We start from the raw sequence: 21600 nt of genomic DNA on the forward strand, positions 1-21600 counted from the left end.
ATCTCACGAAAACGCAGCGGCAAGGAGGGGATAGGGATGACGATGGATCGTTATGCAGCGATCGACGCGGTGATTACATATATTCATCAGCATATCGATGAGCCGCTTTCATTGGCTCAATTGGCCCGATATGCAGGCTATAGTCCGTATCATTTTGCGCGCTTGTTCAAAGACCGAATGGGACTCTCGCCTCAGTATTATGTGTCTTCTCTCCGGCTGCAAAAGGCAAAGGACTTGTTGTTGCAGACAAACCTGAGTATTCGCGATATTGGCTTGGAGATTGGGCAGCAGAGTCTTGGAACCTTTACCACTCGCTTTACCGAGCGGGTAGGCGTGACGCCGTCTGCCTTTCGCAACTCCATGCTGCATGCGGACGACCTTTTTCGCTCTCTCCAGCAGCTCAACGACTGGCGTCCGTCGCAACCTTCGTATCACCGCAACGCGACAATAGAAGGGAGCGTCCACGCGGCTGCTCCTTTCCATGGTGTGATTCTGATCGGGCTGTTTGCCAAACCGATCCCAGAAGGGCTTCCTCTATACGGTACCCTGCTTCCATCTCTGGGGCCCTTCTGTTTTACCGACGTCAAACCTGGCACTTACTACTTGATGGCTGCGTCGGTTCCATGGGGAATGCAGGCCGTGGACATCCTGCTGCCGTACAAAACCTTGCGCACTCGTTCGAAGGAGCCGATCATCGTCGAGCCCTACGCCTCTGTCCCGCCTCGACAGGTGATGCTCTATCCTCCGCGTATCGATGATCCGCCAATCCTGATCTCTCTTCCTTTGCTGATGCATAGATTTCTCAGTCGAGTGATGCAAAGTAGTGTACGTTAGGTGTGACAAAAGGGAAAGGCTAAGCAGTGGTTGTATTGACAAAAAAGGATATAAATAGTAAAATATTCCATGAATTAAAAAAGGTTGAGAGGGGTGTATGAGCGTTCAAGATAAGGCACTTTTACCCGTTCGCACTCTCCATCTTAGTTTGTTTTTTGGTTGTTCTTTGGCAGTATTTATTTAATGTAGGATTAAAGTTCCAGTCATTAACATGGATCTGGGTTATTTTGCTTTATCTATGTCCGTACCTCGTTGCCATTCTAGTACTCCTGCTTTATGTCTTAACAATGAAGGCTTCCACTGTATCGGTCTTAATTGGCTTTACATTACCTCTGCTTCTTCTGACGACTCCTGCAAGTGAAATATTCGGAAGGTTTAGTGTATTCTTTTTTGGTGTGCAGAGTAAGTTAGTCGTTCACTTTTTTGTTGGACTTAGTGTTGTTTTTCTCTTGTATAAACTTAGAAAAAGAGGTGAGCAAAATGAAACTTAAGTTGTTTGTGACAATCATGATGTCGATCGTACTGTTTATTCTACCAATGGTGTCCTTCGCAGAAAATGATAATTCTCAGACTGTCCAGAAACCAAGTGTTGCCTTGACGCAAGAAGAATACAATGTACTAAAAGATAAAAATCAATTGCCAACTGATGTGAATATTGAAATTGTTGAAATAGACCCCATGGAGGAGGCAAAAAAGATACCAAAGGGTGCAGAATTAGTTGAAGATCCCAAAAAAACCGACTTTGGGAAAAAGCTAATCAAACAATTTGGAGAAGATTTAAAAAAAGAAGTCAAATTACAGGACAACAAAAAAATAGTGATCCAAGTAGAGGATTTAAAATATTGGAAGTATAACGATGAGTATACGAAAAGAAAAAATGCAACTTCCTTCACGAAAAAAATAAACAATATATTACTACCCGAAGCATGTGCTATCTGTAATAATCCTACTGGCGGGGGAACGACAACTATCAGCTCTAACTATTTTGCTGGCTCCGTTTTAGAGGCGAAAGTATATTTAACATTTACAATTGATGAGTATTCAGATGGTTGGTTTAGATATGTCCATCACCCAGTAGAAAGTACTGCGAAATGGTGGAGAACGAATACCGAATACACAGTGAAAAATGCAGAATTTCAATTCTATCTTGTTGCAAATGAGCTATGTAGTAATGATCGTGGAGAATATGAATCCTATAGTACGGTGTTTACTCCGAGTTGGAAAGATAGCAGTAATACCTACACATATAAATTTAATGGTAACTATACGGATTGGGATGCTCTATATAGTGAGGGTGGTCCCTATAATAGACATATGATCACAAGTGAACTTTTCCGCCGTGGATCTCAGGTAGAGGATCATTTTGAGGTAAGGTACAGTAACTATAACTAATGCCGCCTTTTGGCTACCCAACAGCTAAGATTTCCACCGTCCACGCGGCTGCTCCTTTCCATGGTGTGATTCTGATCGGGCTGTTTGCCAAACCGATCCCAGAAGGGCTTCCTCTATACTGTACCCTGCTTCCATCTCTGGGGCCCTTCTGTTTTACCGACGTCAAACCTGGCACTTACTACTTGATGGCTACGTCGGTTCCGTGGGGAATGCAGGCCGTCGACATCCTGCTGCCGCACAAAACCTTGCGCACTCGTTCGAAGGAGCCGATCATCGTCGAGCCCTACGCCTCTGTCCCGCCTCGACAGGTGATGCTCTATCCTCCGCGTATCGATGATCCGCCAATCCTGATCTCTCTTCCTTTGCTGATGCATAGATTTCTCAGTCGAGTGATGCAAAGTAGTGTACGTTAGGTGTGACAAAAGGGAATAGTTGGACGGAAGGTGGTTGCGTTAACAAAAAAGGATATTAAGAGCAGACCGGGTGTGTAGGCTTGATTCTTCATTTTCACCGCGAGGATATGTCATATAATATAACACAAAAATAGGATAATTATTATTTTTGCTTGACTACACTTGTCTTTGTGTTAGTATAATTAACATATGAGGTTTCTCTCCACTCCTATCCTGTATTTGCTCCTCTCAGAGAGGGGCCTTTTTTTGTTATCAGAAAGAAAATTTCTTATCGGTGAAAGCATAAGTGACACTAAGGCTTTGCTTGCTCAGAGGCATGGAAAAACCAAGTTTTCTAATATTGATGATGAGAGAGGGATCAGCGGCAGTTGAAAATACCGAACAAATGTTCTATATTAGAGAGGAGACACATAGTAAAACTTGATCACGAAATGAGACGTACGGACGTTCTTGCGTCATCGCAAAGCGATAGGAGGATGCATTGATGTTGCAGATTGAACAGGTCAGGAAAAAAATCGAAAACCTGGGCGAAACAGATGCCAAAAGCTTGTTGATGATCATTTATGCAAGACTTGACACGGCCATAAACGGAACCGGGGGCATCCAAGTTGTTGAGAAGACGATGCATGACTTGTTTGAGATGTATAAACGCCTGCCGGACAAACAGCATCAAGGAAAGCAAAGCTGACGTAACCGGCAGTTGAATCAAACATACGAAAAGAGACCTTCCCGGCTGAAGGTCTCTTTTCATGAAGTACGTTCAACGCCCAAACATGGTGGCTAATCATTGCGGATGACGAGGTATACAATCAATCCTGCAATCGGAAAGATCAGAGTGCCGACGAGGACAATCAGTGCGTACTCCTTGCTGTTCCCGCGACGTCGCGCATCACGGTAGGCCCATATGCTGGTAATGATGTTTAGCAGATACAAGAAAAGGATGATCAAAAGCGGAATTAGGGCAAATCCAAAAGGGACCATAAAATCTATCATCATACACCCTCCTGACTACGGCTCTTTCATTATCATACGTTTAAACCGGGCTAGAGTTTCAATGCAACGTTTTTATTCCGCTTGTTGTATGGCATAGGGTGATTTGTGCCAGGTGAATACGATCAAGATGCTGGAGATGATCACAAAACCGGAGATGGCGAGCAGATAAGCAGTGATCGGTTGATTGAGATAGTAGCCGTAAATCGCTTGCAGCAGCCAGTAGAAAGGATTAAACAAGGCAATCGTGTGCATGATGCCGCCCAAGAGCAGTCCCAGCAGAGGCAGGAGAATGATCACGACCGTGATAACCGGCTTCAACAGAGCGATCGCCTGCGCTTGATTTGTGGCATAGTAAGCCGTACATAGTCCGAGCAGCAGACACAGGGGGACCCCAACGAGCAGCAGGAGGGCGGCATCCCCCACCCGCAGCGGTCCGCCCAAGATGAGCAGACTAAATAGAAACCCTGAGATCGCCAGCAAACTGACGATGGCCATCTTCGCTGCCAGCGGCACGATTTGCGGGACGGGTTGGGTTTTCAGCAGATCGATCGTCTGATACTCTCGTTCCTCGACCAGTTTGAACAAGAGGATGCCGCCAGCCAGAAATGAACTGTACAGGGCAAAAGCGAAAAATGGGACGGCTCTGGTTTGCCTGGCCTCTTCCGTTGCCGGGTGCAGCTTCCCTTGGACTAATGCTTTGGCCTGCTCCACCGCTTCTTTCCCTTCCCGACCGTCGATGACCAATTGTTTGTTCGGCAGTACCCCTATGGCAGTATCGATGTCGCTCACTCTCGCGCGCAGCGATTCAGCCGTAGCTGCAACCTCCACGCTTACTTGTTCCGGAAAGTTCACAACCGGTGCTTGCCCGGCGAGCACGACGATTTTGGGATAAGGTGAATAGGCTGTAGTGAGCGCCAGTGTTGCCCAGGAAAAGAGCAGGGGAAACAAAGCTATCATGACAATAAAGAAGTTGCGGACCGACAGATGCCATTCTTTTCTCAAATACGTGAGAAACAATATGATCCCTCCTCCTCACAACCGATACCCTTGACGGTAGGTGAGATGGTAAAACAAAGTCAGGCAGGTCAAATAGAAAACGACGGCAAACAGGCTGAGCTGCAGTAGTGGCAGCGGCGCCGCGATCCCAAGCGGCGGATCGAGCAGATCATAAAAGGGTTGGATCAGATACTCAAACGGATTAAACGGGATCGGCGGAATGTTCCAGGTTGGCAGGATCATACGCAGTAAAACAGCCAAGGCCAATACATTGACAAAGCTGCCGATCGTCAGAATCGCCGTCTGCTGTTTAAAGAGAGTGGTGATCGCCACGCCGAACCCGATCATCGTAAGCGAGATCAGGATTGTGAGGTGGACAAACCGGAAAACAACCCCGGGGTCATGGAGGCGCAACGCCATCAAACCAAAGGCAAACATGGTTGCGAGCAGAAGCAAGAGTGCGTGTTTGCCGATGAAATACTGAACGATGCTTCTGCTTGTGCGCATCACCTGAATCATCTGTGTTTGCGCATCTTCTGCGATAGGGAGGGCTGTCAACCAGAAAATCATGTCCAGCATAATCGTGACGAGAAAGATGGCGATCCTTCCGTTCCATTGCTCCATCCAATCGGTTTGACCGAAGATGATGGTAAGCAGGTTGAAGGCGGCAACCATTGTCGCGATATATCCAAAGATAAGGGAAGACAAGTTGTTTCTGAGGAGCCGCAGCAGCTCCATCCGCAGCATACTCATTCCGATTCGCCTCCTCGCAAACCACGTCCGACGACCTTGATAAATATTTCCTCCAGTGTTGCCTCTTTGGAGCGGATGCTGCTCCACTTTTGCTCTGTCCAAATCTTGTTTAATCGATCCCAATCGCGGTAACGATCCAAACAAAGTTGTTCGCCTGCCAACTCCACGATGACCTGCTGCTGACCGTATTTCTTGCGGTAATGCTCGGGAGAGTCGATGTCCACGATCCGGCCGTTGTGAAAGAAAGCGATGCGATCGCAAAGGGTTTCCGCTTCATGCATGTCATGGGTCGTCAGAAACATGGTTGTACCCTCTTGGTTCAAGGAAAGCAGGACTTCCCGGACATAGGCGGCGATTTCCGGGTCCATCCCTGACGTCGGCTCATCCAAAAAGAGGATACGTGGTTTGGTCACGATCGCTCTGGCCAGGACCAGTCTGGTCTTCATTCCTTTGGAGTAGTCGGAGACTCGTTTATCCTTTGCGTCGTAGATGTCCATCGTTTTTAGGATCTGCTCGATTTCTGCTCTGCCTATGCCATAGAGCTTGGCATGAAAGTAGAGATTTTCAAAACCGGTCAACGTGGGGTACAGAACATCATTTTCAAAGGCAATGCCGATGTTTCGGAAGAAATGATGGTCCGCCTTGGCCATATCTTGACCCAACAGAAATACGCTTTGGACCGGCGGGACCAAAAGTCGGGTCAGCAGCTTGATGGTTGTAGACTTGCCGGCTCCACTCGGCCCTAGAAACCCGAAAATTTCACCTTCTGTCACGGAAAAACTGAGATGATCGACGGCGTTGGTTTTCCGATCATAGGAAAACGCAAGGTCATTTACCTGAATGGCGTCCATGTAACTGATCACCTTCTTTTATAATTTTTGAAACGTAATATTATATTTGTTTCATTTCGTGAGTATATGGTATACTATGCAAAAGTAAAATGCAATATATAAAACAAAAAGAATCATTTGTTTCAAAAAAGGGGCTGCGTACATGGATGGGTTCCAAGAGCGGACAGAAAAGAAAAAAACCGCTATTCTCATGGCGACGAAGCGATTATTGCGGCAGTATCCTCCCAACAAAGTGAGCATTCGGGACGTTGCAGAGGAGGCGGATGTTTCTGTCGTAACGATCTACAATCATTTCGGGAGCAAAGATCGCTTGATTTTGGAAATCGTGCGACAAGTAGTAGAGGAACAATTAGCATGTTTCGAGACCATTTTGCAGAGTGACGATCCCTTTCCAGAGAAATGGAAAGCGTTGCTTTTCAACAAGACAGAGACCCTAGCCGACTTTCATCCCGAGTTTGCCAACTTTATGATGCTGCAGCCTGACATTCGGGACTATCTGACTGCGGTCCATCAAGTGAGCAGCTCTGGGATGATTCAGCGGTTGATCGAACAAGGACAGAGAGCCGGTTACATCAATCCGGAGCTGAATGTCTCTTTGATCATGAGTGTTTTTGAACTGTTTCGCCAAGATCTTGCCTCGAAAGACAGCCTGCTGTTATCCACTGTCGATCTCTCACAAGATCATGAAAAAATTTTTGATATTTTGTTTTACGGCATTTCTGGAAAACGAAACGATTGAGCATTGGCTGGTCAGCAAAAAAGGCTTCTCCGCGGAGAAGCCTTTCCCTTTACTCATCGAATGAAGCGTTACTGGATAAACCCTGCTTGGTAAGCTTGGGCGCCGCCGAAGGCTGCTTGACCAGCTCTGTTGGCTGCTTGAGCAGCATTGCTGGCGAATCCGCCCTCTTGAGCGATCTGCTGTCTCACCTGCTGCGGGTTGGTACCGGCAAATCCAGGTTGGAACACAGCTTGTGCTCCTCCACCAAAGGCAGCCTGGGAAGCTTGAGCGCCGCCAAAAGCAGCTTGAGGAGCTTGCGCGAAAGCGTTGCTGGCAAATCCGCCTTCGCGAGCGATGTCCTGTCTCACTTGCTGCGGATTGGTACCGGCAAAACCAGGTTGGAACACAGCTTGTGCTCCTCCACCAAAGGCAGCCCGGGAAGCTTGAGCGCCGCCAAAAGCAGCTTGAGGAGCTTGCGCGAAAGCGTTGCTGGCAAATCCGCCTTCGCGAGCGATGTCCTGTCTCACTTGCTGTGGATTGGTACCGGCAAAACCAGGTTGGAACACAGCTTGTGCTCCTCCACCAAAGGCAGCCTGGGAAGCTTGAGCGCCGCCAAAAGCAGCTTGAGGAGCTTGCGCGAAAGCGTTGCTGGCAAATCCGCCTTCACGAGCGATGTCCTGTCTCACTTGCTGCGGATTGGTACCGGCAAAACCAGGTTGGAACACAGCTTGTGCTCCTCCACCAAAGGCAGCCTGGGAAGCTTGAGCGCCGCCAAAAGCAGCTTGAGGAGCTTGCGCGAAAGCGTTGCTGGCAAATCCGCCTTCACGAGCGATGTCCTGTCTCACTTGCTGCGGATTGGTACCGGCAAAACCAGGTTGGAACACAGCTTGTGCTCCTCCACCAAAGGCAGCCTGGGAAGCTTGAGCGCCGCCAAAAGCAGCTTGAGGAGCTTGCGCGAAAGCGTTGCTGGCAAATCCGCCTTCACGAGCGATGTCCTGTCTCACTTGCTGCGGATTGGTACCGGCAAAACCAGGTTGGAACACAGCTTGTGCTCCTCCACCAAAGGCAGCCTGGGAAGCTTGCGCCCCGCCAAAAGCGGCTTGAGGAGCTTGCGCGAAAGCGTTGCTGGCAAAGCCACCTTCTTGTGCGATGTCCTGTCTTACCTGTTGCGGGTTGGTACCGGCAAACCCAGGTTGAAATACGGCCTGAACTCCATTTGCTTGCTGATAGTTTGCAGACATTTTCCTCACCTCCTACCGATTAAAATGGTCATTCCGCGATTCCCCTATACATCGCTTTTCATATTTTTTTCCGCTGTTTAGGGTAGTGAGCCGTATAGCAGACGCAAAACAAATTTTCGCAAAATAGGCGGTTATCCATTACCTAACATGGGTTCTTATCATAGGCTACATTGTGTCTGGTCAAAAACCCAATGGTTAGGAGGTTTCAAGTTTTGCACTCCCAAATCAGGATCTACTACCCTTATGTCAGTCCGTTTGATCCTTGCCCGCCGATGCGAGTCAAAACGTATGTCGTTCCGCCTCAGCTGTTCCTTGGCTTCCAACCGGAGAATCTGGCCCAGTATTCTCCACATAAAGCATTGAGACGTGGAGTGTTATGGCCAGCCCTGTACAGTCCTTATGAAGGTCGAGGAGATCAAGAAGGATTGGAGGATTGCTATGAGTGATACGCGACAGGTTGACGAGAGGTATTATGAATTGCTGCACCAACTGCAGGCGCTTGATTTTGCCTTGGTAGAGCTCAATCTGTACCTCGACACCCACAATAAGGATGCGGATGCACTCCACCAGTACAACCAACTGGTGAAGCAGCGATGGCAGTTGGCCCATGAGTACGAGTCACGGTATGGTCCTCTGATGCACTTTGGACACAGCTACTCTGGATACCCCTGGCAGTGGGATGATCTACCCTGGCCATGGCAGGTTTAGTACAGGAGGATAATTATGTGGATCTATGAGAAAAAACTGCAATACCCGGTTCGCGTCAGCAAGTGTGATCCTCAAATGGCTAAATTTTTGATGGAGCAGTATGGAGGAGCCGACGGAGAGTTGGCAGCAGCCCTGCGCTATCTGAATCAACGATACACCATCCCCAACAAAGTGATTGGCCTTCTTACTGATATCGGAACAGAGGAGTTTGCCCACTTGGAGATGATTGCGACCATGGTCTACAAGCTAACCAAAGACGCAACCCCCGAGCAATTGGAGGCCGCCGGCTTAGGAGCACACTATGCCAACCACGACAAGGCACTCTTTTACAATAACGCAGCAGGTGTACCTTGGACGGCAACCTACATTCAAGCAAAAGGAGATCCAATCGCTGACCTGTATGAAGACATCGCTGCTGAAGAGAAAGCTCGTGCAACCTATCAATGGCTGATCGATATGACAGATGATCCTGATTTGAAAGACGGTCTCCGTTTCCTGCGAGAGAGAGAAGTTGTCCATTCACTACGGTTTCGGGAAGCTGTTGAGATCCTCAAGGAAGAACAGGACAGGAAAAAAGTATTCTAGGTCTGTGTCGATGAGATGATGGATCACATGGGATTGCATGCAACAGAGGCAAGATGAACATACTATGTCTGAACTGACCACAAGCGTGATCACAAGAGCTTTCACAGCGGAAAATAAACGTACGGAGGAGAATATGCGTCAGACCAACGTCGATCAACGAGCAGCAGAACGGATTGCAAGCGAGTCGTATGATCCATCCGACAACCAAAGCAAGAATCCCGTATCTCGTGGTCTTGCCACCACACATGAGCAGGTAGCTGACGATTACATGGAGGGGACAAACGACGGACATATTGATCAGTATGCCGGGGAGGATAACGTGGAGATTCCTCGAAAAGGGTATCAAGGCATGTTTAAGTCATAACAGGGGTCCTGTATGCTCCACGTTGATGGTGCACCTCCCGTTTCTCGATCGGGGGATTTTAAGTTGCGAAAACAACGGTGCCATAAGAGGCAGCCAGCTTCTAAAAGAAGTGTGGCTGTTTTTTGTGTATGCAGGAGTGACAAAAAAGCCACTCTCTCCCAAGTGTGATCTGTGTGGGGGAGAGTGGTCATGCTTTTAAAAGTCCTCTGGAGGACTGATAATCGGCTGCAGACGATAAGGAGCCGCATCTGGTTCTTGCTCCTGGACGGTTCGGAACGCTTCGTCGAGGAAAAACATCTGGCTGTCCAGCGGTGCCGCATCACTGGACGCGGCTCTCCTGTAGGTACCGTCGGACTGCAGGATGCTAGCCTTGACGTTGTCTTGCAGCATGATATCGAGGATGGTCATCAACCGGTCTTTTAAGTTGTTTTGCAGGACGGGAAAGAGAATCTCCACCCGCGCAATCATGTTTCGCGTCATCCAGTCGGCGCTGGAGAGATAAATTTTTTCCTCCCCGCCATGGAGAAAGTAGTAAATCCTGCTGTGTTCGAGAAAACGTCCCACAATGCTGATGACCCGGATGTTTTCGCTAACACCTGTGATGCCAGGACGTAGACAGCAGATTCCACGAATGATCAGGTCAATCTCGACCCCAGCACATGAAGCTTGATACAAGGCCTCGATAATCTGCTTGTCCGTCAGCGAGTTCATCTTGGCAATGATGCGGGCTGGTTTACCCGCTCGACTGTTGATGATCTCTGTTTCGATCAGGTTGAGAAATGTCTTGCGCAGTTCCACCGGAGCCGTAGCGATCGCCTTCCAGGCCGGAGGACGGGAATAGCCGGACAGGTGGTTGAAGAAATGGCTCGCATCGATCCCAAAATCTTCTCTCGCTGTCAACATCCCAATGTCTGTGTAGATTCGAGCAGTCGTATCGTTGTAGTTGCCTGTGCCCAAGTGAACATAGCGGCGAATGCCGTCGCCTTCCGAACGGACGATCAAGGTAATCTTGCTGTGTGTTTTTAACCCAACCAGCCCGTAGATGACGTGACAGCCGGCCTGCTCCAGTTTCTTGGCCCAGACAATATTGTTCTCTTCGTCAAAGCGGGCCTTTAGCTCCAGCAGCACCGTCACCTGTTTTCCATTATCGGCCGCCCGCAAAAGAGCGTTGACGACAGGGGAATCGCCGCTCACCCGGTACAATGTCTGCTTGATGGCCAGCACTTTTGGATCTTCCGCCGCCTCCCGGACAAAATCGATAACCGGATCAAATGATTCGTACGGGTGGTGGAGCAGGATATCGCTTTTTTTCACCGCATCAAAGATGTTTTTCACACCCAGCAGATCTTTCGGCGTCTGGGGAACATGCTGCTCAAAACGCAGGTGTTCATACCCGGGCAGAGTGGAAAACTTGAAGAAAAAAGTGGGATCAAGCGGACCGTCGATCCGGTACACCTCCCAATCCTCCAACTCCAGCCAGTCTTGCAGTGTGTTGGTCAAAAAATCGCTCATGGCTGCGTCTACGGCAAAGCAGACCGGTTCTCCCATTCGCCGCTTTTTCAGCTCTTGTTCAATCGCTTCCAGCAGGTCTTCTGTTTCGTCCTCATCAATGGTTAAGTCTGCGTTGCGGGTGATGCGAAACGGACTCGATTCCAGGATGCTGTACCCTTCAAACAGACGTTCCATATGCTTGCGTATCACGTCTTCCAGCAAGATAAAGTGAGACTCGCCTTCAGGAGACGGAAGCGGCAGGAAGCGAGGGACGACGGCAGGCACCTGAACGACCGCAAACAACGGGTCTTCATCTTCCTCGTTATCTAGCAGGACTGCCAGATTCAAGCTTTTATTCAGCAGCATCGGAAATGGACGGCTAGCATCGACGGCCATCGGAGTTAGTACAGGATAGAGGTGGTAATCGAAGAAATCCGTGACAAAAGCGGCCTGCTCTGCATTCAATTGATCTGCGGTCAAAAAACGAATCCCTACTCGTTCCAGTTCGGGATAAATCTCATCCCGCAGTATCTCGTACATCCTGTTGGTTACGGCATGCGTCTGCTCCCAGACCGCAGCCAGCTGTTCTTTTGGCGTCATCCCTGATTTGTTGTCAGGCCCCTCAAACCCTGCTTTGACCTGATCTTTCAGCCCGGCTACCCGAACCATGAAGAATTCATCAAAGTTGCTGTTGACGATTGCGACAAACTTTAGTCGCTCCAGCAGCGGGTTGTCAGGATTGGCCGCTTCCTCTAACACGCGCTCATTAAAAGCAACCCAACTTAACTCCCGATTGATATAGTATTGCGGAAGACTGAAATCATTCATTCTGACTCAACCTTTTCCTTGTAAAGTGGAATGTCGTTCAAATATGCAACAGTATACCAATCTATTATTAAGCTTGTGTTAATCTTTGGCAGGATTCTGTATCGCCAAATAGGTAACAGGACGCTTCAGTAGTTTTGACATTTTGACCAGCACTTCTTGCAGCAGCGAATACTCAATAAGCTCCTTTTTCGTTCCCACACATTCCAGTACCAGGTTTTCCCCGTTCATGCGCAGGAGAACGTTTTGAATCTGTTGTGTCATCGATCGATCCAATGCACGGGCCAGCAGGATAATATATCCTAGCAGCTCGATCATCTTTTTGTCGGACTTGTCCACAATGTCCGAATGGCGGCTAAGCTGGGCTTGCAGTTGTTTGCTGTTCTTGTAGGACGAAATCATCGCGATCAGCAGGCGCTCCCGGTGGCTGAATCCTGGCAAGAGTACGTGTGACAGCAAATAAAACGTATGTTGCGAAGACTCGTATACATTGATCGATCGACCGATATCGTGCAGAAGGGCAGCCGCCTCCAGCCAGTCTTTCTCTTCTGACCCCAGATCAATCAGATTTAGTTGGTTCAGATGGTCAAACAGGCTGGATGCCAGATGACGAACGTGAAAAGCATGCAATCGGTTCATCTGGTAGCGCGTCATAAACTGCTCGATACTGGTCTGTCGGACGGTCCGTGCTGCCGGAACATGTTCATTGTGCCCCGCTTTTTCATGCAACAATCCGTCGCGCAGTCCCTTGTTGCTGATCAACAACCGCGTACCAGCAGCACTCTTCAACAGCTGCTCAAAAACAATGATGCCTGGGATGATCACATCGGCCCGATCCTTTGACAATCCGGGGAGCTGTTTCCGCTGCTCCAGCGGCAGGCTGCCGGTCAACTCCAACATCTCGTCAACTTGCGCGGCGGACATTGTGTAATGATGCAAGCTGGCCATCGAGTAATGGATCTGACGCTGATGAATCTTGGCCAGATTCCTAGCGGTTCCACCGATGGCGACGACCGGGCAGCGTTTACTCCATATCCATGGACAGGCAGCCAACTGCTCGGCCACATATGCCCTCAACTGCTCCAGCTCTTCTGATGTAGGAGGATCGTGCTGCAGGAACTGCTTGCTTAGCGTGACCACCCCAAACGGCAAACTGATACATTCTTGCAGCCGCCGGTCAGTAAAATAGGTGATCTCGGTACTGCCGCCTCCGATGTCGATGGTAATCCCTTCCTCCAGGTTCATACTGCTTGCAACCGCGAGGAAACCGTAGCGGGCTTCTTGTTCCCCGCTTAACAGACGGATGCTGATACCGGTCTCGTGTTCAATCTCTTTCAAAAGTGTTAATCCATTGCGGGCCTGTCTGACGGCGGCTGTGGCTACTCCCACAACATGCTTCACCTGCCGGGCTTCCAGCAGTGATCGAAACTGACGCATCACAGACAGGGTTTGATCGATCCCTTCTTTGGCCAGGTACCCATCGTGCAGGTAATTGCTCAGACGCAGAGTACGCTTCATATTGTCGATCTCATACAACAACCCTTGGTTATCCTGATGATATACCACCAGCCTGGCCGTATTGGAACCCAGGTCAATCATTCCGATGTAGCTCTCCATGCCTATCCCTACTTTGTTTCTAGATCGAAAAGGAAAAACGGTGACTGTACCAGTATGTCCTGATAGCTTTCTTACCAGCATACCCGACAGTTCTGCCGATGAAAAGAGGGGAGAGGGGGAATCCACGGTGGGAAAAAGCAACACCGACCACGTTAGGGTCGGTGTTCTGGAGATCGTCTGATTACGCAAAGGTTCGACTGGTCGGCCATGAGCCTTGCAGCTTGCGAAGCTGAATGATTTGACCAGTGTGATACGCATCATGCAATAAAATACTGGTCATCAAGATTCCCATTGGTGTTTGCGGTATAGGTTGGTCAAAACTGTTATCATCCATTCCCGCCAAAGTCTCGCGAATCTGTTGATGCACGTCTTGCAAGCGGTTAAGCGTCTCCTGCCAGCTCTGTTCGGCGTCGGCTGCTGCCCCAGCGGAAAACGTCTCATCGTTGTTTGCTGCCGTGGATGTCGGTTCGCTTCCTCTTAGTCGCTGGAGCACACGTTCTTTATAAAATAGCAGATGATTCACCGTCTCCCCGATCGTGTTGACGGCTGCTCCGGGTGGTCGCCAACTGGCCTGTTCCGCTGTCACGCCTGCCAGAGCAGGAACCAACGGCGGGTACCAGTCCTCCTTGTCGTATGTAATCTCCAGTTGATGCAGCAGCAATTCCATCCGATTCATGGCAATGCCTCCTTATCTCTTTGTTACCCACCGGTTGGCAGGAGAGTTATAATAGCAGTAACACAAATGTTTTGAGTAACGATCTAAATCGTATATAGTGGTTACAAAAAAAGAATATCATCTCTCGTGGTAATGGTCAACGGCATTTTAGGAGGTTACATCGTGGAGTGGTTATGTCTCGATTTTCTCAATAGTGAGTGGCGCGACTGGCGGGGCTCGGGCCGCCAGGAAGATCGGCTGGACCAGCTTGGCTGGCTTACACAGTTTCTGGGGAAGTGGGGATTGGAAGCACCACTGCCGCCAGATCCCGAGATGCGGAGCCGTCTGGGTGAACTGCGGCAGAGGATGCTCGGCATGGTGGAAGCGATCGTCGAGGGGGGGCCTGTTGAGGATGCGGATCTGGAGGCAATCAATCTGCTGCTGGAGCAGGTGCCGACCTACTCTCGGCTGATCCGCAGCGGTGAAGCGTATTCCCAAGAACAGGTTGCGTTAGCCCGGGGGTGGCCTCTTGTGATGGGGCGGATCGCTGCTTCCTTTGCCGATATGCTGGCGGGAGAAGATCTTCGCCGATTGAAGATCTGTGCAAACGAGGACTGCCGTTGGGTGTTTTTTGATCAGAGCCGGAATCGCACAGCTAGATGGTGTGATGACCGGATGTGCGGCAACTTGATGAAAGTACGCCGGTTTCGGGAGCGGCAGAAGGCGAAGGGGACGAAGGATGGTTAACCAAGCCGGGCAATCGCCGAGTGCAGAATAACAGACAGAGGCGCGCGGGGGAGAACAATCCTTTTCCTGCGGTCGCTCAAGGCCACCCTTCAAGGCAAGGAAGCGGGACTATTCGCTGAAAAGGCGGCTGCCTATTCCGGTCAGCCGCCTATAAAGGATATGTTCGGTGCTCAAGCTCCACAAAGGTACGTTAAGCCATGGTTGAACATTGTTGCGTATATCGAGGATTTATTTTTTTTCTATTACAGCAAAGTAATTTTCTTCATGATCTGCAAAGTTAAATACCCTGCCGGAAGGCATTTGTACAATTTCTCCGACTTTGACATTTTTATTGGATAAGTCGCTATGTAGTTCGTCGAGATGCTCCGTAAAAAACAGTAAAGAAGGCGTACCAAGATGTAACTCAGGTTGCATCTTAGCAACCAATTCCTTATTGTGCAGAACGATGCTTGTCTCTGCGCCCTGTCTAGGAGCGATTTCAATCCATCTCATTCCTTGACCGTTGTTTTCATCAGAAATGACAGAAAATCCTACTTTTTCTGTCCAAAATGTTACAGCCTCATCTTGGTTACTTACATATAACATGATTTGACCGACTTTGCTGATCATAGACTTTTACACTCCTTCGATAGGTGTTTCTCTATATTATAACAAGTGAAATCCGTAATGATTTCTTTTCAATTGCGCATTTTCGGACATTCAAAGCTTTTTTTGTGCAACGGAGAAAGGGTCTGTCTTCCTACGTAGGTAATGAAGAGCCCTTGCATGGGATCATGTACCCTACAAACAAAGCAGCAATTCCTGCAGAGAGTGAATGACAATCTTCGGAGTCCATTCCGGCGAAAGTGCGGTGAACTCGTTCCTCCTGTTTTCTGCGGCCCACTTTTGCTCACAGGCCGCGATCACCGTTGGATGGCTGGCGCGGGTCTGTGGTGCCAACGAGACAGCCTCCTTCGGCAATCTGCGGTAAATCCAGACAGACAGCGTATCGACCCGATTGGCCAACTGAACATCGTGGTCCAGGCGATCACCGATATGGGCCACGATCTCTCCCTCTAACTGCAACGGCCGCAGGATCTCCGTTTCCGGTTTGGCGCAGCCCACCATTTCCGGTGTAATGATTCGTTCAAACTGTTCCGCCAATCCTAACGCTTCCATCACGGGGAACTGGTATTTGCGGAATCCGTTGGTTACCGCTGCCAGCGAGTAGCCGCGCTCCCGAAGCTGTTCCAACACATGAATCACTGTTTCTTCCAGCAGATAGCTATACGGATGCACAGCATATGCTGTAACCAGTGCCGCGATGTCAATCTCTACGGACAGACCGAGACGCCTGAACAATTGTCGGACGATGTCATCCCAGTCGTAAGCGGCCACCCATTGACGGGCGGCGAACCGCCGCTCATGCTCCGCTACCAGCGCCGCTGTGGTGTCATACGGTCGACCGAGGTGCTTGGCAGCGATGGCTGCTACTTCCGGAAATACCGCTTTGCCAAACGGATTCTGCATCAGGGTACCGTCCAGGTCAAAGCTGATCCACTTTTTCATCACTTCACCGCCCCTGAGGTTAATCCCTCAATAAACTGCTTGGAAGCAAACAAAAACGCGATAATCATCGGCAGCGAAGAGATGGCCAGACTGGCAAACAACAGGTTCCACTCCGTATCGTACTCGCCAAAGAAGGTAAGCACGCCAAGCGGGATCGTGCTCAACTCGGTACTCTTCAGGAAAATCAGCGGGTAGAAGAAATCGTTCCACACGCCGATCAGGTTGACGATCCCCACGGTAGCCAGCGCCGGTTTCATCAGCGGCAGGATAATCTTGTAGTACACCTGAAACCCGTTGCAGCCGTCGATTCGCGCCGACAGGTCGAGATCTTTCGGCAGCGTGCGGAAAAAGCCGTAAAAGACGAAAACAGCAAACGGAATGTTCCCGGCCACATAGATGATCACGAGCGAATGAAGCGTATCCAGCAAGTTCAGTTTTAACATTAACATGTACAGCGGCAAGATAGCCAGCTTCATCGGCAGCATCAGTCCCAGCATGAAAAAGAACAGAATAAACATGTTCCACCGGAAGCTGTAGCGCGACAGATAAAAGGCGGCCAGTGAAGAGACGAACAGGATCAGGAAGACAGACATGGCGCTTACGTAGATGCTGTTCCAGACGTATTGTTTAAAGTTCACCTCGTCCCAGACCTGAAAGTAGTTGTCTAGTGAGATTTGGCTGGGCAGCCCCAGCGGCGAAGTCAAAATCTCCATATTGGTTTTGAACGAAGAGGCAATCATCAAAAAGATCGGGTACAGGGCCAGAAAGGCAAAGAGACCTAGCACCAGATACTTCAGCCATTGTCCGGCTCGCATAGTCATGTACGATCCCACCTTATTGTTCGAATTCCTTGCGTTTGAAGAAGAAGAGCATGGCTGCGGTGGCACTGGCGATGATCAGGACCAGGACAATGGCCAGTGCCGAGCCAAGACCGATCGACTCGCCTCCCTCTACGGTTCCGAAAGCCAGCCGGTAAAAATAGGTGGCCAGCACATCGGTAGAGTAGTAAGGCCCTGCTGCTGAGCCCTGCATCGCAAAGATCAACTCAAACGTCTCAAAGGAACCGATAAAGGTGAGGATGGTCATCACCATGATCGACGGCATCGCCATCGGGATTGTAATGCGAAACAGCATGCGCAGGCCGGAGGCGCCATCGATCTTCGCCGCTTCGTATATCTCGGACGGGATGGCCTGCAATCCCGCCAAAAAGATCAGTACGGCAAAGCCCAATCCGTACCAACTGTTGACCAGAATGATTGTGTACAAGGCTGTATCCGGGCTGCCCAACCACGGTCGCGTCAGCGACTCCAGCCCGATGAAGCTGAGGAACGTATTTAATGCACCGTAGGTAGGATTGAGAATCAAGCTGAACAGGAAGCCAACCACGATCACAGACAACAGCTTCGGCAGGAAAATCACTGTTTTGAAAAACTCTTTGCCGCGAATCTTGCTGTTGATTAACAACGCCAGCAAAAAGGCAATCACCATCTTGGACACGACTGTGCCGATAAAAAAGATTACGTTGTGACCGAATGCATTGGCGAACATCTCCTGAAACGGTGATTCTGTAAACAGCCGCACAAAATTCTCCAGACCAACAAACTGATCGCGCTGCATGCCGTCCCAAGAGTAAAAACTGTTCAGGAAAGCCGTAAAGATCGGATACACCTGAAAACCGACGTAGAAAATCATCGCTGGCAGTAAAAAGAGATGAACCAGATGCTTTTTGTAACCGCGCTTTCTTGCGGCGGGTCGGGTCATTTTTACTTCGGTTCCTTTTTCCAAGGTTGTCATGACGAAAATCTCCTATCTGAACTGTGCTAAGTCATACGGACAGAAACATTCAACATGAAAGAACGATCGGAATAAGCGGGAAAAACAGGATACAGCCAAGAGATCACTCACTTGACTGTATGTTTGTCATCCCATTCTATTTTTGTGGAGTAAACCACTTGTCAGCTGATTTTTGTGCTTCGTCTGCCACCTGCTCGACAGTGAGCTGATCGATGTACATACCCTGCAGAGCGTTTTCAAACGTAGTTTTGGTAGTTGGGGTTCCATCGCCAAAATGGACCAGCATCAGATAAGGAGTATTGCTTTTTTCGGTCAGCTCCGTCATCTTTTTGACCAGCGGGTGTTTCGGTACAACACCGCTGATCGCACTGACGCGGTTTAGTTCGTCACTGTACATCTGCCCGAATTCTTTGGAGGCGAGGAACTCCATGAACTTCTTGGCTTCTTCCTGATGTTTGGAGGATTTTACCACGCCGAACGAACCGTCAACCCATGTCGTCATCGGCGTAGTACCGCCTTTTTCAGCGGCAAATGTCGGAATGACGTCCAAGGGCAGGTCTGGATTGTTTTTCTCAAATGTCTGCAAACGGTGGCTGCCGTTAATGTACATGGCCGCTTTGCCAGTCAGGAACAACGCTTGGGCATCTTTATCATCAATGCCGATGAAATCTTTGGGGAAGAAGGACTCCATATCGGCCATCCGCTGGATGGATTGGATAAAGGCAGGATCTTTCAGATTGACTTCCCCTTTGAGTGCTTTTTCGACAAAATCGTTGCCGCCGTAAGCGGTTGTGCCGATCACGCTATGGGTCATCGACAGCAGGTAGGCGGCTTTGCCGGACTGAGCGACGGGAACTATCCCTTTGCTCTGCAGCTGCTTGGAGACGTCGAGGAACTCGTCCCAGGTCTGTGGTACTTGTACATTGTTCTCTTCAAACACCTGTTTGTTATAGAAGATCACGCCGTTATTGAGAAACAGCGGGACACCGTATACGTTGCCGTCGCTGCCGCGTGCCGCATCCAGGTAAGCTTGTTGAATGTCGCTCACCCCTTTTACATCGTCCAGCGGAACCAGGTAGCCGGCGTCGGCCATTGTTTTGGTCCCTTGATACGGACGAAGCTGTACGATATCGGCCCCGGTGCCCGAGGTGAGCGTATTGGTCAGAATCGTGTTGTACTCTGTGGACTTAAACGGCTTAAACGTAACCTTGATCGTTGGGTTCTCTTTCTCAAACGCTGCGATAAACTTTTCATACGCTTTCTTGTCTTCAGGCCGCCAACTGTACATGATCAGCTCAACCTGTTCTCCTTGCGTATTGCCTACTCCTTCGCCACCGGAGCCACTGCCGCTTTGACCGGATTGCGAACTGCTGCATCCGGACAAAAGCAGAGCTGCGGCAAACATCCCGCAGAGTAGCTGCATTCCCATCTTTTTCATTTCTGTTTCTCCTCCCTGCGATTCGTTGAATGATGAACCTGCGTCCCTTTGAAAAAAGGAATATTTATGTAATTTTATTTCAGATTTATTATAATTTTTATGAAATATTAATTCAAGAAGTTTTTGAAATTTTAAAAAGAGGAGCCCGAGGCGGTTGCCCCGGGCTCTGTTTATGGCTTGACGAAGACGGTCTTGATGGCGGTAAAAAACTCGATTGCGGCTTGGCCTTGCTCGCGTGAATGGGAACTGGACTGTTTCATCCCACCGAACGGCGCCTGCAGTTCGACGCCTGCGCTTTCGGCGTTGACCCGGACCAGACCGGCGTCCATCTTCTGGATAAAGGAGAGCATGCTGCCAATATTCTTGGTAAAGATCGAGGCAGAGAGGCCAAACTGGGAATCGTTGGCGATCTCTAGCGCTTGATCCAGCGTCTCCACTTTGATCAAAGCGAGGACAGGGCCGAAAATCTCTTCTTGCGCGATCGTCATCTGCGGAGAGACGTTTTCAAAGATGGTGGGTTGGACGTAAAAACCGTTTTTCCACTCCCCATCTGTCAGCCGCTGTCCGCCGTAGAGCAGAGTAGCTCCCTCTGAGCGCCCTTTTTCGATGTAGGAGAGGACGGTGTTGAGCTGCTTGTCGCTGGCGCATGGCCCCATCCAGGTTCCCGTTGCCAATCCGTCTCCAATCTGCAGTTCTTTTACCTTAGCCAGCAGTTTTTCCTTAAACGCCTCGTACACTCCACTTTGCACGATCACCCGGCTGGTGGCGGTACACTTCTGGCCGGTGGAGCGGAGTCCGCCGCTGATCGTCGCCTCGACTGCCTGATCCAGGTCGGCATCATTGGTCACAATCACCGGGTTTTTGCCGCCCATCTCCAACTGGTATTTGGCGCCGCGAGCCAGCGCCCCTTGGCCAACTGCCTTGCCCACCTGGTCAGAACCGGTAAATGTGATGGCGGCGATGTCAGGATGCTCAACGATTCCCTGTCCGATCACCGAACCGGCACCCGTGACCATGTTTACAACCCCGGCGGGCAGACCCGCTTCGGCGAAGCATTCGACGATTTTAGCTGCTGTTACAGCTGTCTCCTGTGCAGGTTTAAACACGACGGTGTTGCCGTAAATGATCGCCGGTGCGATTTTCCAAATCGGGATGGCAACCGGGAAGTTCCAGGGCGTGATCACACCGACGACGCCAAGGGGGACCCGGCTGGTAAACATAAGGGCCTCCGCGTCGGTAGAGGGGATCACGTCACCCGTCTTGCGCATGCCTTCGCCCGCATAGTAGCGGAGGATCGCGACGCCGCGGGCGGTTTCTCCTTTTGCTTCAGGCAGCGTTTTACCCATTTCCCTGGTCATCGTTTCAGCGATTTGGGAGAGGTTGCGCTCCAGTACGTCGGCCATCCGATAGAGGTACTCCCCCCTGGCCGGGGCAGACAGTTTGCGCCACTGTCGCTGTGCCTGGCAGGCTGCTTGCACAGCTTGGTTCAGGTCTTCGCGTACAGATTTTTGTACGTACCCGACGATCTCCTGCTTGTTGGCGGGATTGATGCTTGCCTCTGCCTCGCGGCTTGCAGACTCCTTCCATTCGCCATTGATATAGTTGAGATACGTTTTAGCGGTTGTTTCCACACTCAT

General features: G+C 49.9%; 23 protein-coding genes and 1 pseudogene. 10 read left to right on the plus strand and 14 right to left on the minus strand.

All coding sequences use genetic code 11. The features are described 5' to 3' along the window. Positions 1-42: 42 nt before the first annotated feature. The 4 genes and pseudogenes from LOK74_RS02175 to LOK74_RS02190 all read left to right on the plus strand — a co-directional run bounded on the left by LOK74_RS02175 (position 43) and on the right by LOK74_RS02190 (position 3327). On the plus strand, positions 43-834 hold the full coding sequence (locus tag LOK74_RS02175; RefSeq protein ID WP_420908772.1) for a helix-turn-helix domain-containing protein: 792 nt from the start codon (positions 43-45) through the stop codon (positions 832-834). A gap of 480 nt (positions 835-1314) precedes the next feature. Further along, positions 1315-2226: a DUF4355 domain-containing protein gene (locus tag LOK74_RS02180; RefSeq protein WP_230044997.1), complete on the plus strand. Its 912-nt coding sequence runs from the start codon at positions 1315-1317 to the stop codon at positions 2224-2226. Positions 2227-2261: 35 nt separating this feature from the next. Next, positions 2262-2639: pseudogene (locus LOK74_RS02185) on the plus strand (AraC family transcriptional regulator); the annotation flags it as partial. Between the two features lie 484 nt (positions 2640-3123). After that, a complete protein-coding gene (locus LOK74_RS02190; protein WP_230044998.1) occupies positions 3124-3327 on the plus strand; it encodes a hypothetical protein in 204 nt (67 codons plus the stop codon). A gap of 92 nt (positions 3328-3419) precedes the next feature. On the opposite strand, the gene LOK74_RS02195 is transcribed toward LOK74_RS02190, so the two are convergent. The 4 genes from LOK74_RS02195 to LOK74_RS02210 all read right to left on the minus strand — a co-directional run bounded on the left by LOK74_RS02195 (position 3420) and on the right by LOK74_RS02210 (position 6232). Continuing rightward, the gene (locus LOK74_RS02195; protein WP_230044999.1) at positions 3420-3632 is read right to left on the minus strand and encodes a PLDc N-terminal domain-containing protein; all 213 of its coding nucleotides are present in this window, start codon (positions 3630-3632) and stop codon (positions 3420-3422) included. A 72-nt stretch (positions 3633-3704) separates the two neighbouring features. Continuing rightward, a complete protein-coding gene (locus LOK74_RS02200; protein WP_230045000.1) occupies positions 3705-4649 on the minus strand; it encodes an ABC transporter permease in 945 nt (314 codons plus the stop codon). 15 nt (positions 4650-4664) lie between these two features. Further along, positions 4665-5381 carry a hypothetical protein gene (locus tag LOK74_RS02205; protein WP_230045001.1) on the minus strand — a complete coding sequence of 239 codons (717 nt, stop codon included), beginning with the start codon at positions 5379-5381 and terminating at the stop codon, positions 4665-4667. Then, positions 5378-6232, minus strand: coding sequence for an ABC transporter ATP-binding protein (locus LOK74_RS02210; RefSeq protein ID WP_230045002.1), 855 nt, complete (start codon positions 6230-6232; stop codon positions 5378-5380). The genes LOK74_RS02205 and LOK74_RS02210 overlap by 4 nt, the downstream gene beginning before the upstream one ends. A 142-nt stretch (positions 6233-6374) precedes the next feature. Between LOK74_RS02210 and LOK74_RS02215 the strand changes: the two genes are divergently transcribed. After that, complete coding sequence (locus LOK74_RS02215; protein WP_230045003.1) at positions 6375-6971, plus strand: TetR/AcrR family transcriptional regulator; 597 nt, start codon at positions 6375-6377, stop codon at positions 6969-6971. Between the two features lie 68 nt (positions 6972-7039). Here LOK74_RS02215 and LOK74_RS02220 read toward each other — a convergent pair whose 3' ends face one another. Then, entirely contained in the window at positions 7040-8191 is a 1152-nt protein-coding gene (locus LOK74_RS02220) for a hypothetical protein (RefSeq protein ID WP_230045004.1), read from the minus strand. Between the two features lie 212 nt (positions 8192-8403). Here LOK74_RS02220 and LOK74_RS02225 point away from each other — a divergent pair, with 212 nt between their 5' ends. The 4 genes from LOK74_RS02225 to LOK74_RS02240 all read left to right on the plus strand — a co-directional run bounded on the left by LOK74_RS02225 (position 8404) and on the right by LOK74_RS02240 (position 9848). After that, positions 8404-8637 (plus strand): spore coat associated protein CotJA, encoded by a 234-nt coding sequence (locus tag LOK74_RS02225; protein ID WP_277613416.1) that lies wholly within the window; start codon positions 8404-8406, stop codon positions 8635-8637. Further along, complete coding sequence (locus LOK74_RS02230) at positions 8630-8899, plus strand: spore coat protein CotJB (RefSeq protein WP_230045005.1); 270 nt, start codon at positions 8630-8632, stop codon at positions 8897-8899. Before LOK74_RS02225 ends, LOK74_RS02230 begins: the two co-directional genes overlap by 8 nt. 15 nt (positions 8900-8914) lie before the next feature. Continuing rightward, positions 8915-9484 (plus strand): manganese catalase family protein, encoded by a 570-nt coding sequence (locus LOK74_RS02235; protein WP_230045006.1) that lies wholly within the window; start codon positions 8915-8917, stop codon positions 9482-9484. A 133-nt stretch (positions 9485-9617) separates the two neighbouring features. Further along, positions 9618-9848, plus strand: a complete 231-nt coding sequence (locus LOK74_RS02240) for a YozQ family protein (protein ID WP_230045007.1) — start codon at positions 9618-9620, stop codon at positions 9846-9848. A gap of 195 nt (positions 9849-10043) precedes the next feature. Here the strand turns inward: LOK74_RS02240 and LOK74_RS02245 are convergent, their stop codons facing one another. The 3 genes from LOK74_RS02245 to LOK74_RS02255 all read right to left on the minus strand — a co-directional run bounded on the left by LOK74_RS02245 (position 10044) and on the right by LOK74_RS02255 (position 14457). Continuing rightward, on the minus strand, positions 10044-12167 hold the full coding sequence (locus LOK74_RS02245; protein WP_230045008.1) for an RNA degradosome polyphosphate kinase: 2124 nt from the start codon (positions 12165-12167) through the stop codon (positions 10044-10046). Positions 12168-12245: 78 nt separating this feature from the next. Next, positions 12246-13781, minus strand: coding sequence for a Ppx/GppA phosphatase family protein (locus tag LOK74_RS02250; protein WP_230045009.1), 1536 nt, complete (start codon positions 13779-13781; stop codon positions 12246-12248). A 181-nt stretch (positions 13782-13962) separates the two neighbouring features. Beyond that, entirely contained in the window at positions 13963-14457 is a 495-nt protein-coding gene (locus tag LOK74_RS02255) for a DinB family protein (protein ID WP_230045010.1), read from the minus strand. Positions 14458-14619: 162 nt separating this feature from the next. Between LOK74_RS02255 and LOK74_RS02260 the strand changes: the two genes are divergently transcribed. Next, positions 14620-15183: a CGNR zinc finger domain-containing protein gene (locus tag LOK74_RS02260; RefSeq protein WP_230045011.1), complete on the plus strand. Its 564-nt coding sequence runs from the start codon at positions 14620-14622 to the stop codon at positions 15181-15183. A gap of 228 nt (positions 15184-15411) precedes the next feature. On the opposite strand, the gene LOK74_RS02265 is transcribed toward LOK74_RS02260, so the two are convergent. The 6 genes from LOK74_RS02265 to gucD form a co-directional block, all read right to left on the minus strand. After that, a complete protein-coding gene (locus LOK74_RS02265; protein WP_230045012.1) occupies positions 15412-15792 on the minus strand; it encodes a VOC family protein in 381 nt (126 codons plus the stop codon). 171 nt (positions 15793-15963) lie between these two features. Then, positions 15964-16731, minus strand: a complete 768-nt coding sequence (locus LOK74_RS02270; RefSeq protein WP_230045013.1) for an HAD family hydrolase — start codon at positions 16729-16731, stop codon at positions 15964-15966. Further along, positions 16731-17552, minus strand: coding sequence for a carbohydrate ABC transporter permease (locus LOK74_RS02275; RefSeq protein ID WP_230045014.1), 822 nt, complete (start codon positions 17550-17552; stop codon positions 16731-16733). The genes LOK74_RS02270 and LOK74_RS02275 overlap by 1 nt, the downstream gene beginning before the upstream one ends. A gap of 13 nt (positions 17553-17565) precedes the next feature. Beyond that, complete coding sequence (locus tag LOK74_RS02280) at positions 17566-18525, minus strand: carbohydrate ABC transporter permease (protein ID WP_420908715.1); 960 nt, start codon at positions 18523-18525, stop codon at positions 17566-17568. A gap of 136 nt (positions 18526-18661) precedes the next feature. Beyond that, the gene (locus tag LOK74_RS02285; RefSeq protein WP_230045015.1) at positions 18662-19963 is read right to left on the minus strand and encodes an ABC transporter substrate-binding protein; all 1302 of its coding nucleotides are present in this window, start codon (positions 19961-19963) and stop codon (positions 18662-18664) included. A 170-nt stretch (positions 19964-20133) separates the two neighbouring features. Then, complete coding sequence (gucD, locus tag LOK74_RS02290; RefSeq protein WP_230045016.1) at positions 20134-21600, minus strand: alpha-ketoglutaric semialdehyde dehydrogenase GucD; 1467 nt, start codon at positions 21598-21600, stop codon at positions 20134-20136.

The sequence above is a fragment of the Brevibacillus humidisoli genome, assembly GCF_020923435.1.
GTDB classification, from domain to species: Bacteria; Bacillota; Bacilli; order Brevibacillales; family Brevibacillaceae; genus Brevibacillus_E; species Brevibacillus_E humidisoli.